General features: G+C 71.0%; 11 protein-coding genes. 3 read left to right on the plus strand and 8 right to left on the minus strand.

Annotated features, from left to right (window positions below):
- Positions 1–217 precede the first annotated feature (217 nt).
- Entirely contained in the window at positions 218–1,258 is a 1,041-nt protein-coding gene (locus tag ASC56_RS02685) for an NUDIX hydrolase (protein WP_055489467.1), read from the minus strand.
- Positions 1,259–1,410: 152 nt separating this feature from the next.
- On the minus strand, positions 1,411–1,614 hold the full coding sequence (locus tag ASC56_RS02690) for a hypothetical protein (RefSeq protein ID WP_055489468.1): 204 nt from the start codon (positions 1,612–1,614) through the stop codon (positions 1,411–1,413).
- Between the two features lie 372 nt (positions 1,615–1,986).
- Between ASC56_RS02690 and ASC56_RS02695 the strand changes: the two genes are divergently transcribed.
- Positions 1,987–4,020 carry an NPCBM/NEW2 domain-containing protein gene (locus ASC56_RS02695; RefSeq protein WP_234376818.1) on the plus strand — a complete coding sequence of 678 codons (2,034 nt, stop codon included), beginning with the start codon at positions 1,987–1,989 and terminating at the stop codon, positions 4,018–4,020.
- A 171-nt stretch (positions 4,021–4,191) separates the two neighbouring features.
- Here ASC56_RS02695 and ASC56_RS02700 read toward each other — a convergent pair whose 3' ends face one another.
- Positions 4,192–5,151 (minus strand): ROK family protein, encoded by a 960-nt coding sequence (locus tag ASC56_RS02700; RefSeq protein WP_055489470.1) that lies wholly within the window; start codon positions 5,149–5,151, stop codon positions 4,192–4,194.
- A 220-nt stretch (positions 5,152–5,371) separates the two neighbouring features.
- Between ASC56_RS02700 and ASC56_RS02705 the strand changes: the two genes are divergently transcribed.
- On the plus strand, positions 5,372–6,448 hold the full coding sequence (locus ASC56_RS02705; protein WP_234376819.1) for a LacI family DNA-binding transcriptional regulator: 1,077 nt from the start codon (positions 5,372–5,374) through the stop codon (positions 6,446–6,448).
- A gap of 163 nt (positions 6,449–6,611) precedes the next feature.
- Here ASC56_RS02705 and ASC56_RS02710 read toward each other — a convergent pair whose 3' ends face one another.
- On the minus strand, positions 6,612–7,916 hold the full coding sequence (locus ASC56_RS02710; protein WP_055489471.1) for an aldolase/citrate lyase family protein: 1,305 nt from the start codon (positions 7,914–7,916) through the stop codon (positions 6,612–6,614).
- A 218-nt stretch (positions 7,917–8,134) separates the two neighbouring features.
- On the opposite strand from ASC56_RS02710, the gene ASC56_RS02715 reads away from it, so the two are divergent.
- On the plus strand, positions 8,135–9,040 hold the full coding sequence (locus ASC56_RS02715) for an endonuclease/exonuclease/phosphatase family protein (protein WP_055489472.1): 906 nt from the start codon (positions 8,135–8,137) through the stop codon (positions 9,038–9,040).
- A gap of 66 nt (positions 9,041–9,106) precedes the next feature.
- Here ASC56_RS02715 and ASC56_RS02720 read toward each other — a convergent pair whose 3' ends face one another.
- The 4 genes from ASC56_RS02720 to ASC56_RS02735 form a co-directional block, all read right to left on the minus strand.
- Entirely contained in the window at positions 9,107–10,069 is a 963-nt protein-coding gene (locus tag ASC56_RS02720; protein WP_055489473.1) for an electron transfer flavoprotein subunit alpha/FixB family protein, read from the minus strand.
- A 56-nt stretch (positions 10,070–10,125) separates the two neighbouring features.
- Positions 10,126–10,911, minus strand: coding sequence for an electron transfer flavoprotein subunit beta/FixA family protein (locus tag ASC56_RS02725; RefSeq protein ID WP_055489474.1), 786 nt, complete (start codon positions 10,909–10,911; stop codon positions 10,126–10,128).
- Between the two features lie 193 nt (positions 10,912–11,104).
- Positions 11,105–11,614, minus strand: a complete 510-nt coding sequence (locus ASC56_RS02730) for a flavin reductase family protein (protein ID WP_055489475.1) — start codon at positions 11,612–11,614, stop codon at positions 11,105–11,107.
- A gap of 289 nt (positions 11,615–11,903) precedes the next feature.
- Positions 11,904–12,314 (minus strand): thioredoxin family protein, encoded by a 411-nt coding sequence (locus tag ASC56_RS02735; protein ID WP_079102231.1) that lies wholly within the window; start codon positions 12,312–12,314, stop codon positions 11,904–11,906.
- Positions 12,315–12,644 lie beyond the last annotated feature (330 nt).

Raw genomic sequence — 12,644 nt, forward strand, 5'->3', positions numbered from 1 at the left:
ATGGACGTCATCGAACTCCTTCCGCGCCTTGCCCTCCTGCGCTTTCCGGTCTTCCACCCCGGATCTCATGCGTCACGCGCCGCTCGCCGTCGCCCGGACCGACTTCAGCCGACGGCTCCAGTTCGAGAGCCGACAGACCCCGTACCCGTACGAGGCGCTCCAGGGCGCCTACGACACTCATGCACCGTTTCCGCGTGGGGTCAGGGGTCCGGGGGCTTCAGCCGACGGGCACCCCGGCCTCCAGGTAGAGCGCCGCGCCGCGTTCGCGGGCTCTGAGCGCCCAGCGGAGCCGTTCGTAGCGCACGGGCGGCAGCAGGTCGGCCGCTTCCTCCTCCGTCACGAACCGCCAGTCACGCAACTCGGGTCCGGGCAGCAGGAAGCGGCCCGCTTCGCCGCTGTCGAGCCGGCCGCCGTCGAAGAGGAGGCGCAGGCCGCCGTAGCCGGGCGGCGCGGGCGGTTCCCAGTCGACGACCAGGAGCCGGGGTACCTCGTCGAGCGTGATCCCGGTCTCCTCCGCGACCTCGCGCATGCCGGCACGGGCGGGGGCCTCTCCAGGTTCGACGACTCCGCCGGGGAACTCCCAGCCGGCCTTGTAGGTGGGGTCGACGAGCAGCACCCGGTCGTGCTCGTCGAAGAGGAGCACACCGGCGGCGAGGGTCTCGCCGGTCGGTTCGGGGGTCTGCACGATGTCGCAGACGGGCGCGTCACCGGTACGGACGGCGGCGGCGATCCGCAGGGCGGCGTCGTAGGGGGTGAGAGCACTGGTGTCGACGGGGTGCGCGTCGGCCGTGAGCCAGGCGGCGAGGGCGGCACGATAGGGCTCGATGTGGTCGTATGACCACTGGCGGATCCGCATCTCGCCGTCCGGGAGGTCGGGCGGGACGTCCCGTCCGGCTATTCGCTCACGCAGGATCGTTTCGGCCGGAGCGAGCAGGACATGGCATACGGGGATGCGCCGGGAGGCGAGGCCACCGAAGATCTCGTCGCGGTACTCCTGGCGCAGCAGGGTCATCGGAACCACGAGGACACCGCCCAGCTCGGCGAGCATCGCGGCCGCCGTGTCGATCACGAGCCGTCGCCAGATCGGCAGGTCCTGGAAGTCGCCGACCTCGGCGAGGCGTTTGGGCGGCAGCAGGTGCGCGAGCGCTCCGCCGATGACCTCGGGGTCGAAGAGCGTGCTGTTCGGGATCAGTTCGATCAGTTCCCGTGCGGTGGTCGTCTTTCCCGCACCGAACGCACCGTTGATCCAGACGATCACGGTTCCCCCTCTTCTGTTGGCCCCCTGTGGCTTGCCCGCTCCACCCTGCCACGGAAACCCGGCGCTGATGAGGGCGCGTCCGGCGGCCGACGCACCGTGGTGCCGGTGCCCCTGTTCGTCCGGGACACCGGCACCACGACGTGCTCTTCGCGTCAGCCGTTCTGACCGCTCTGCCCCGGGGCGGCCGCGTCCGCGGTGGGGGTGTCCTGCCCGAGGGTGTAGTCGAGGGTGCTGAGCGTGTCCTTGACGTGGAGATCGCCGAGCGGTTCGTGGTCGGCGGCGTGGGACGGACTGACGGCGGCCACGACGAATCCGGTGGCGAGGGAGGCGATGGCGAGCATGCTGCGCTTCTTCATGCCCGTTCAACTGCGAATCGCGGCTGGGGTCACGGTCACCGGGTCGTGTCGCGTGACCGCACCGGCCCCGACGGCCGCACACTGTAAGAGGCTCCGCCGGGACATCCGATGTCCTGGCACGCCTCTGTCCATACCAAGGCCCCCCAACGATGACCGTGCCATGTCCCCCTCTTCGGGGTGCCACTCAACACAACCGAACGTGAGGCTTGGATCTCACTCCCAACTTGGCTCGTAGTCAAGGGGTATGACGGGGTATCGAACGATCGTTGCGCCTCCTCTTCCACCACAGTCCAACACAGTCTACCGTTGGCGCGCACGGTTGACGCGAACATGCAGACATCCAACCTTTCGCGAGGGCGGAGGAACGTAACGGTGCGTCACCTTCTCGCCCGCACGACCCGTCGAGGCGTGCTCGGGGCGCTCGCCGCAGGACTGTTGTGCACGACCGGGCTCGCCGCGCCGGCCCTGGCCGCCCCCGGCGCCCACCAGGCCTCGCCGGCGCTCGCCGATGGCCTCGCCCTCACCCCGCCCATGGGTTTCAACAACTGGAACTCCACGCACTGCCGGGCGGAGTTCAACGAGTCGATGGTGAAGGGGATCGCGGACCTCTTCGTCGCGAGGGGCCTCAAGGACGCCGGCTACCAGTACGTGAACCTCGACGACTGCTGGGCCCTGCCCTCGCGGGACATGAACGGCAGGCTCGTGCCGGACCCGGTGCGCTTCCCGAACGGGATCGGGGCCGTCGCGGACTATGTGCACTCCAAGGGACTCAAGCTCGGGATCTACACCAGTGCGGGCACGAAGACATGCAACAGCGCGGGATTCCCGGGCGCGCTCGGCCACGAGTACAGCGACGCACAGCAGTTCGCCGACTGGGGCGTGGACTATCTGAAGTACGACAACTGCAACAACCAGGGCGTGGACGCCAAGCTGCGCTACACGACGATGCGCGACGCCCTCAAGGCCGCCGCACGGACCACAGGTCGCCCCATCGTCTACAGCATCTGCGAGTGGGGCGAGAACAAGCCCTGGGAGTGGGCCTCGGACGTCGGACATCTGTGGCGCACCACGGGCGACATCAGTGACACCTGGGGTTCCATGCTGTCGATCCTCAAGAAGAACCTGACGCTCGCTCCGTACGCGGGTCCCGGGCACTGGAACGACCCGGACATGCTGGAGGTGGGCAACGGCGGCATGACCGACACCGAGTACCGCACCCACTTCTCCATGTGGTCGGTGATGGCCGCGCCGCTGCTCATCGGCTCCGATCTGCGCAAGGCGACCCGGGCGACGTTCGACATCCTCGGCAACAAGGAGGTCATCGCCGCCGACCAGGATCCACTGGGCAGACAGGGCACGGTGGTCTCGTCCGAGGGCGGGCGCTGGGTGGTCACCAAGGAGATGAAGGACGGCAGCCGCACGGTGGCCCTCTTCAACGAGACGGGCGGCGCCCAGCGGATCGCGACGACCGCCGTGGACGTCGGACTCCCGCGGGCAGCGGCGTACTCGTTGCGCGACCTGTGGCAGCACCGGAGCTACAACACCGCGGGCATGATCGCGGCGACGGTGCCCGCCCACGGCACTGTCCTCGTCCGCGTCACCGCCGACCGGCGCTGGGCGAAGCACCCGCCCGCAGTCGAACTCGGCCTCGACGGAAGCCCGTTGGTGGAGTCGGGCAGGCCGGCGAACTTCGCGTCGACGGTCACCGACCTCGGCCGTACGCCGGCCGGGCACGTGTCCGTGTCGCTGACCGCTCCCAAGGGCTGGACGGTGAGGGCGACGTCCGGGACGACCGCGCGGTCCCTGCCTGCGGGACGGTCACTGCGCACATCGTGGCAGGTGACGACCGATCAGGGCACGGCGACGGGGTCGTACGAGCTGACGCTGAGGACGGCCTACCGGTCGCCGACGGGTGCGCGGGCGCAGAGCGTGGTGCCGATCACGGCGACCGTGGTCGTGCCGCCGCCCTCCGGGGTCTCCTACCTCAGCGATCTGCCGTGGCTCTCGGCGGTCAACGGATACGGGCCGGTCGAGCGGGACACGAGCAACGGGGAGAGTGCCGCGGGCGACGGCCATCCGATCACCATCGGCGGGATCGTCCACGCCAAGGGGCTCGGTGCGCACGCGGAGAGCGACGTCGCGTACTACACGGGCGGGGCGTGTGGAACGGTCACCGCGGAGGTCGGCGTGGACGACGAGAAGGGAGGCAAGGGCACGGTCGCCTTCGAGATCTGGGCGGACGGTACGAAGGTGGCCTCGACCGGGGTGCTGACCAACGCGATGCCCGCCCAGCCGCTGACGGCTCAGGTGACGGGCGCCCGGGTCGTCCACCTGGTCGTCACCGACGGCGGAGACGGCATCGACTCGGACCACGCGGACTGGGCGGACGCGAAGCTGAGCTGCTGACGGCCCCCGTGCGCGTCCCCGGGGAGCCCGCCCCCGGGGACGCCGGCGACCGTGTGCGCCGCGTCGGACGGATCCGGCGTTCAGGGGGTCGGAGCCGGGTGAGCGGAGCCCGGCCGCAGCCCCGCCCGGGGACAGGCCACAGCCCCGCCCTGGGGCAGGCCGGTGTGGCGCTCAGGTCACGACGCCCGCCGTCGGAGTGTTGTCCCGGTGCCGCAGGGCCGCCGCAGCGGCGCCCACCAGGCCCGCGTCCGTGCCCATCAGCGCGGGCGTCACCGTCAGGCGCCGTACGAAGGACAGCGTGGCGTAGTCGGCCAGAGCCCTGCGCAGCGGTGTGAAGAGGACGTCGCCGGCTTTGCCCACTCCCCCGCCGATGACCGCGATGTCGATCTCGACGAGCGTCGCGGTCGCCGCGATCCCGGCGGCCAGCGCCTGGGCGGCGCGCTCGAAGGAGGCCACGGCCACCGGGTCCCCCGCACGCGCGGCGGCGGCCACCGCGGCGGCCGACGTGTCGCCGTCGGGCCCGGGCTGCCAGCCGCCCTCCAGCGCGCGGCGGGCGATGTTCGGCCCGCTCGCGATGCGCTCGACGCAGCCGCGCGAGCCACAGGGGCACGGGTCGCCGTCCAGGTCGACGCTGATGTGTCCGATGTGGCCGGCGTTGCCGGTCGGCCCCGAATGCAGCCGTCCGCCCAGGACCAGACCGCCGCCCACGCCCGTCGAGACCACCATGCACAGTGCGTTGTCGTGACCGCGGGCCGCGCCCTGCCAGTGCTCGGCGGCGGTGATGGCCACGCCGTCGCCGATCAGCTCGACGGGCAGCTCCCCGGCCACCGCCCGGACCCCCCGGACCAGTGGATAGTCACGCCAGCCCGGAACGTTGACCGGGCTCACCGTGCCCGTGGAGGCGTCCACCGGACCCGCGCTGCCGATGCCGACGGCCCGTGCCCTTGCCCAGAGCGGGGAGACCCTCAGCTCCCCCAGCACGTCGTGCACGGCCCCCATCACGGTGTCGCCGTCCTCCTGCGCGGGCGTCGCACGCTGCCCGCGCAGCAGGATCCGGCCGTGGCCGTCCACCAGCGCTCCGGCGATCTTGGTGCCGCCGATGTCGAGCGCGGCCACGAGGTCGGTGTGCATCAGTGTCAGATCTCCCAATGCTTCAGTCGTACCGGTCCCGTCGTACGGCGGCCGCCGACGCGGGTACGGGCCTCCGGCCGCGAACGGGCAGGAGGCGCCCCGGGGGGAAGGCACGGGCCGGAGATTGCGGTGGACAGTCTCCCCCGCATCTGACAACGTTGTCCAGGCTCTATGCTCGACGCCACACATCCTCATACGACCCCATGGACCGCCGCATCCCGTGGACGACAGGACAGGACAGCGCATCGTGCCCGAGACCGCCCGCCGAGCAGACCGCCTCTCCGGAACCCGCTACGGCAACCGTCCGACCATGAAGGACGTGGCAGCGCGCGCCGGGGTCGGCCTGAAGACGGTCTCGCGCGTGGTCAACGGTGAACCCGGGGTCACCCCGGACACCGAGCGCCGGGTCCAGGAGGCGATCGAGGCGCTGGGCTTCCGTCGCAACGACAGTGCGCGGGTGCTGCGCAAGGGGCGTACCGCCAGCATCGGTCTGGTCCTGGAGGATCTCGCGGATCCGTTCTACGGGCCGCTGAGCCGCTCGGTCGAGGAGGTGGCCCGGGCCCACGGCGCCCTGCTGATCAACGGCTCCAGCGCGGAGGACCCGGACCGTGAGCAGGAGTTGGTGCTGGCGCTGTGCGCGCGCCGCGTGGACGGGCTCGTCGTCATCCCGGCCGGGGACGACCACCGCTATCTGGAGCCCGAGATCAGGGCGGGCGTCGCCACGGTGTTCGTGGACCGCCCCGCCGGGAAGATCGACGCCGATGTGGTGCTGTCCGACAGCTTCGGCGGGGCCCGCGACGGAGTCGCCCACCTCATCGCGCACGGCCACCGCCGCATCGGCTTCATCGGCGACATGCCCCGCATCCACACCGCGGCCGAGCGGCTGCGCGGCTACCGGGCCGCCATGGAGGACGCGGGCATACCCGTCGAGGAGTCCTGGATGTCCCTCGGCGTCACCGACCCGGAGCGGGTGCGCCGGGCGGCCGAGGAGATGCTCTCGGGCCCCGCCCCGGTCACCGCGATCTTCGCGGGCAACAACCGAGTGACGGTCACCGTCGTCCGCGTCCTCGCCGAGCGCGACCGCCCGGTGGCCCTGGTCGGCTTCGACGACATCGAGCTGGCCGACCTTCTCCGGCCCGGTGTCACGGTCGTGGCCCAGGACGCCGCAGCCCTCGGCCGCACGGCCGCCGAGCGCCTCTTCCGCCAGCTCGACGGCGCGCTCCTCACCCCGGAGCGCATCGAACTGCCCACCCGGCTGATCACCCGCGGCTCGGGCGAGCTGCCGCCGGCCGACTGAGAGTCCCGGCAGCACGGCACCACCCATCGGACGCCGCGCGCCGACCACCGAGAAGCTCGGGGCCCGGCACCCGGCAGCCGCCGCCCACGGGACGGCTCCGGCAGCACCACACGCCCGCAGACATCGGTCCCGGGCTCCGCCAACCCCTGAGAGGGTGCGCGCGTCACTTGGCCGAAGCCGTCAGGTCCCCCCGCCTGGGCGCCGCGAATCCCTCCAGGTCCGCTCGGGTGAGGCCGGTGGCCCTGGCGACCTCGGCGATGTCGAGGGCTCCGCAGTCAAGTCCCCGCAGCAGATAGCCGCTCAGCGCCTTGGCGGTGGCCGGCTCGTCCATGACGTCGCCGCCGGTGCGGCTCGCGTAGCGGGCCAGGCGCGCCGCGGCCTGCTCGAAGCCCTCGCGGTAGAAGGCGAAGACGGCCGCGTACCGGGTGGGGAGGTGGCCGGGGTGCATGTCCCAGCCCTGGTAGTAGGCGCGGGCCAGCGCCCGCCGGGTGAGCCCGTAGTGCAGCCGCCAGGCGTCGTGGACCTTCTCGGTCGGGCCGACCGGCAGGACGTTCGTGGATCCGTCGCACACGCGTACGCCCGTGCCGGCGGCCGCGACCTGCATGATCGCCTTGGCGTGGTCGGCGGCGGGGTGGTCTCCGGCCTGGTGGGCGGCGGACACACCGAGGCAGGCGCTGTAGTCGAAGGTGCCGTAGTGCAGTCCGGTGGCCCGGCCCTCGGCGGCCTGGATCATGCGGGCCACGGTCGCGGTGCCGTCGGTGGCCAGGATGGCCTGGCTGGTCTCGATCTGGATCTCGAAACCGATGCGCCCGGCTTCGAGCCCACGGGCCTTCTCGAACTCCTCCAGCAGCCGCACCATGGCGCCGACCTGCTCGGCGTACGTCACCTTCGGCAGCGTGAGCACGAGCCCGCCCGGCAGACCGCCGGCCTCCATCAGCCCTGTCAGGAAGATGTCGAGCGTGCGGATGCCCCGGTCCCGTACCGGCGCCTCCAGGCACTTCATACGGATCCCCATGTACGGGGCGGCCGTGCCGTTCCCGTACGCCTCCGCGATCAGGCGGGCCGCACGGGCCGCCGTCTCGTCCTCCTCGGCGTCCGGGCGCGGGCCGTAACCGTCCTCGAAGTCGACGCGCAGGTCCTCGACCGGCTCGCGCTCCAGCTTCGCGCGCACACGGTCGTGGACGGGCCCGGCCAGGTCGTCCGCGAGGCCGAGGACGGCCGCGAACGACGCGGCGTCGGGGGCGTGTTCATCGAGGGCGGCGAGGGCCTGGTCGCCCCACGAGCGGATGGTGCCGGCGGCGAAGACGTCACCGGGGACGTAGACCGTGTGGACGGGCTGACGAGTGCCGGGGTCGCCGGGGTAGCGGCGCTCCAACTCGGCGTCGACCGGGGCGAGGGAGGCGCTGATCTCCTCGCTGACGGCGCCCGAGAGGCTGGTCGTCACCCTCTCCTGCTGGCCCTGACCCATCCCACACCCTCCCACTTTCCGCTTCACGGAATCAACAATCCGTAGAGCGAAGCTATCCATGGATCTTGCGGACGGTCAACACCCTCTTGCGCCCAGGGCGCTCCTCACCTTCCATGAAGGGACAACGCCCACCTTTGCCATGTCACGGTCATCTCATCCGGCTCTGTCACGCTACGGGTGGCACCTCGCCCCGGCACCCGCCACAGAAGGAGCCCGCCGTGCCCCACCACAGCCGCGTCACGCGCCGCCTGGGCCTCAAGACCGCCGTGGCGGCCGCGGTCACGCTGCCCCTGTCCAGTACAGCGCTGTCCCTGCAGCAGGCCTCGGCGGCGGACGAGCACGACCGCCATCTGGAGGTCATGTCGTTCAACCTGCGCTACGCCGGCACCGCCGAGCCGAACAGCTGGGCCGTACGCCGCCCGGTGATGCGCACGCTGTTGCACCGCGAGCGACCGCATGTGATCGGCACCCAGGAGGGCCTCTACACCCAGGTGCGCGACATCGCGGCCGACCTCGGGGCGGACTACGCGTGGATCGGGACGGGCCGCGCGGGCGGCAGCCGCGACGAGTTCGTCACCGTCTACTACGACACGCGGCGACTCGCCCCGGTGGAGTACGACCACTTCTGGCTCTCCGGCACCCCCGACGTCATCGGCTCGAACACCTGGGGCGGTGCCTGCATCCGCATGGTCACCTGGGTCCGCTTTCGCGACCTGGGGCACGCCGGGCGGGAGTTCTACGTCCTCAACACCCATCTGGACAACGCCAGCCAGTACGCACGCGCGCGTGCCGCATCCCTCATCGCCGACCGTGTCGCCGGGCTCGACCGCTCCCTGCCGCTCGTGGTGACCGGCGACTTCAACGCCCCGGCCCACAGGAACCCGGTCTACGACATCCTCCTCGGCGCCGGCCTGGTGGACACATGGGACACGGCGGCCGAGCGCACTGCCCCGTACGGCACCTTCCACGGCTTCCAGCCGCTGAGACCCCACGGCGACCGCATCGACTGGATCCTGGCCACGCCCGGCGTGAGCGCGCACTGGGCGTCGGTGAACACCTACGCGCACGAGGGTCGGTTCCCCAGCGACCATCTGCCGGTGCAGGCGTCGCTGACCCTGGGCTGACGGACGGCACGACGGAGGGCCCCATGACCGCCGGTGCGGTCACGAGGCCCTCTCCCCGGAAGTCGCTCAGCCCTTGCGGGTCTTGATCTCCTCGGTCAGCTGCGGGACGACCTGGAACAGGTCGCCCACCACGCCGTAGTCGACCAGGTCGAAGATCGGCGCCTCGGCGTCCTTGTTGATCGCCACGATCGTCTTCGAGGTCTGCATACCGGCCCGGTGCTGGATCGCGCCCGAGATGCCCGAGGCGATGTACAGCTGCGGCGAGACCGACTTACCGGTCTGGCCGACCTGGTTGGTGTGCGGGTACCAGCCCGCATCCACCGCGGCACGCGAGGCACCGACGGCCGCGCCGAGGGAGTCGGCGAGCGCCTCGATGATCGCGAAGTTCTCCGCGCCGTTGACACCACGGCCGCCGGAGACCACGATCGCGGCCTCGGTCAGCTCCGGACGGCCCGTCGACTCACGCGGCGTACGGCCGGTGACCTTGGTGCCGGTGGCCTTGTCGGAGAACGTGACCGACAGGGCCTCGACCGTACCGGCGGCCGGAGCGGCCTCGACGGCCGCACTGTTGGGCTTGACCGTGATGACCGGGGTGCCCTTGGAGACACGGGACTTGGTGGTGAAGGACGCGGCGAACACCGACTGGGTGGCCACCGGGCCCTCGTCGCCGGACTCCAGGTCGACGGCGTCGGTGATGATGCCGGAGCCGATGCGCAGCGCCAGACGGGCGGCGATCTCCTTGCCCTCCGCGGAGGACGGCACCAGGACGGCGGCCGGGGACACCTGCTCGTGGGCGGCCTGCAGCGCGTCCACCTTCGGTACGACCAGGTAGTCGGCGTACTCGGGCGCGTCGTGGGTGAGGACCTTCACCGCGCCGTGCTCGGCGAGCGTGGACGCGGTGTTCTCGGCGCCCGCGCCGAGGGCGACGGCGACCGGCTCGCCGATACGGCGGGCCAGGGTCAGCAGCTCCAGAGTGGGCTTGCGGACGGCACCGTCCACGTGGTCGACGTAGACGAGAACTTCAGCCATGGGAACGGATCTCCTTGCGGATTACGAAGTCTGAGGGGCGGTCAGGCTGCTGAGCCTTAGATGAACTTCTGGCTCGCGAGGAACTCAGCGAGCTGCTTGCCGCCCTCGCCCTCGTCCTTGACGATCGTGCCCGCGGTGCGGGCCGGGCGCTCGGCCACGGAGTCGACCGTGGTGTAGGAGCCCTCGAGACCGACCTCCTCGGCCTCGATCTCCAGGTCGGACAGGTCCCAGGACTCCACCGGCTTCTTCTTCGCCGCCATGATGCCCTTGAAGGAGGGGTAACGCGCCTCGCCCGACTGGTCGGTGACGGAGACGACGGCCGGAAGCTGCGCCTCCAGCTGCTCGGAGGCGGCGTCGCCGTCACGGCGGCCCTTGACCGTGCCGTCCTCGACGGAGACCTCGGAGAGCATGGTCACCTGCGGCACGCCCAGGCGCTCGGCCAGCAGCGCCGGGACGATGCCCATGGTGCCGTCGGTGGAGGCCATGCCGGAGATGACCAGGTCGAAGCCCGCCTTCTCGATCGCCTTGGCCAGCACCAGGGAGGTGCCGAGGGCGTCCGTGCCGTGCAGGTCGTCGTCCTCGACGTGGATCGCCTTGTCGGCACCCATGGACAGCGCCTTGCGCAGCGCGTCCTTGGCGTCCTCCGGGCCCACCGTCAGGACGGTGATCTCGGCGTCGCCGGCGTCCTCCGCGATCTGCAGCGCCTGCTCGACCGCGTACTCGTCGAGCTCGGAGAGCAGACCGTCCACGTCATCCCGGTCGACGGTCAGGTCATCGGCGAAGTGCCGGTCGCCAGTGGCGTCGGGCACGTACTTCACAGTGACAACGATCCTCAAGCTCACGCCGGCTCTCCTACTGCATCGTCATTTCTGGGCTGCCTTCTGCAGGCAGCATAGGCGCCTGAAGCGGCCGATCCCGGTCGGGGCGGCACCGCGCTCCGAACGAAATATTACTCGTCAGTACACCTACTGAATGCCCGCTAAGCAAGCGCTTTGAACTGTGACCTTGACAACGCTGTGTAACCGGCCGCGCGCCTCAGTCTCGCAGCCCGTTGAAGCGTCCCTGGTGGTAGACGAGTGGACGTCCGGCGCCGGAGGGATCGCCGAGGACGACCTCGGCGACGACGATGCGGTGGTCTCCGGCGGGGACCCGCGCCACCACACGGCAGACGAGCCAGGCGAGCACGTCGTTAAGGACCGGGACGCCTTCGGGCCCCTCGCGCCAGCGGGTGGGTGCGCCGAAGCGGTCGGCCCCGCTCCGGGCGAAGGTACCGGCCAGGGCTTCCTGGTGCTCGCCGAGTATGTGCACACCGACATGGTCGGCCTCGGAGATGGCGGGCCAGCTGGAGGCCCCGAGGCCGATGCCGAACGAGACGAGAGGGGGCTCGGCGGAGACGGAGGTGAGGGAGGTGGCGGTGAAGCCGACCGGGCTGCCTCCCTTTTGGGCGGTGATCACGGCGACCCCTGCCGCGTGGCGCCGGAAGACGGAGCGGAGCAGATCGGGAGAGGCGATCCGAGGGGTGCCGAGGCCGGGCGTGGCCGTCATGGAGTTGTCCTTCTGCGAGAGGTGACGTGGTGGCCCCCCGCTCGGGCGAAGCCGGGAGTGGGGGCGGGTCCATGGCTGCTCAGCACGCCGGACAGCGCGCGCTCGCGGTGCGGGCCAGGTCCACGTGGACACGCTCGAAGAGAAGGAGTTCCGGTGGCATGCGGTCAGGCTGACGATAGGTGGTGGGTGCAGTCAAGTGCGTTCCGGCATGTGCGAGATGTGTCATCGGCTGCCTCACGGTCACCTCACGGGCTGGGGGACGGGGCCAGGCACACGGGCCGAGAAGGCGTCAGACGGCCTCACCGAGGGCGGCGATCACGTCCGCCTTGCGGGGCTGCCCCGTCGCGCGCCGTACGATCCGCCCGTCCGCGTCGAGGACGAGCACGGTGGGTGTCTTCAGGATATGGAGTTCACGGACGAGTTCGAGCCGCTGCTCGGCGTCGATCTCCACATACGTGACGCCGGGCACCATGGCGGCCACCTCCGTGAGGACCCGCCGCGTCGCCCGGCAGGGGGCACAGAAGGCGCTGGAGAACTGGACCAGCGTCGCCCGTTCGCCAAGGCCCCGGCCCAACTCGGCCGCGCCGAGCCGCTTCCCGTCGTCCCGACCGCGCACTCTCACTCTCCCGCTGTACCGCCGGTGCAGCACGCCGTACGCGCTCGCCCGCGCGTCGGCCACGCACCCCACAAGTCCAGTCATCCTCTGCTCCAGCGTTCCTGAGACTGCAGAGATTCCCGACTCCCCGCATCGATTCGGCTGCGGAATGCTCTTCATGGACATCGACATGGGGGCCGCGCTCGCCGTCGCCTTGCTGAACGCCGCGTTCCGAAACTGCGTGGGATGCGAGGTGTGTCTGCTCCTACGGGGGGTGGCGGTACGCACGCGTTGAGGGGAATCAGGGCTCGATGTGGTTCATACGGCTGACGTGACGAGGATCTCGCCACTCAGGGGCACCAGGACTGGCCCCGCGTCCGTTCTTCGGGCACGATCTGCGACAAGCCGTAAACCTACGGCTGCGTAACTTCCCGC

Source organism: Streptomyces sp. TP-A0356 (assembly GCF_001417775.1).
In the GTDB taxonomy this organism is placed as follows: domain Bacteria; phylum Actinomycetota; class Actinomycetes; order Streptomycetales; family Streptomycetaceae; genus Streptomyces.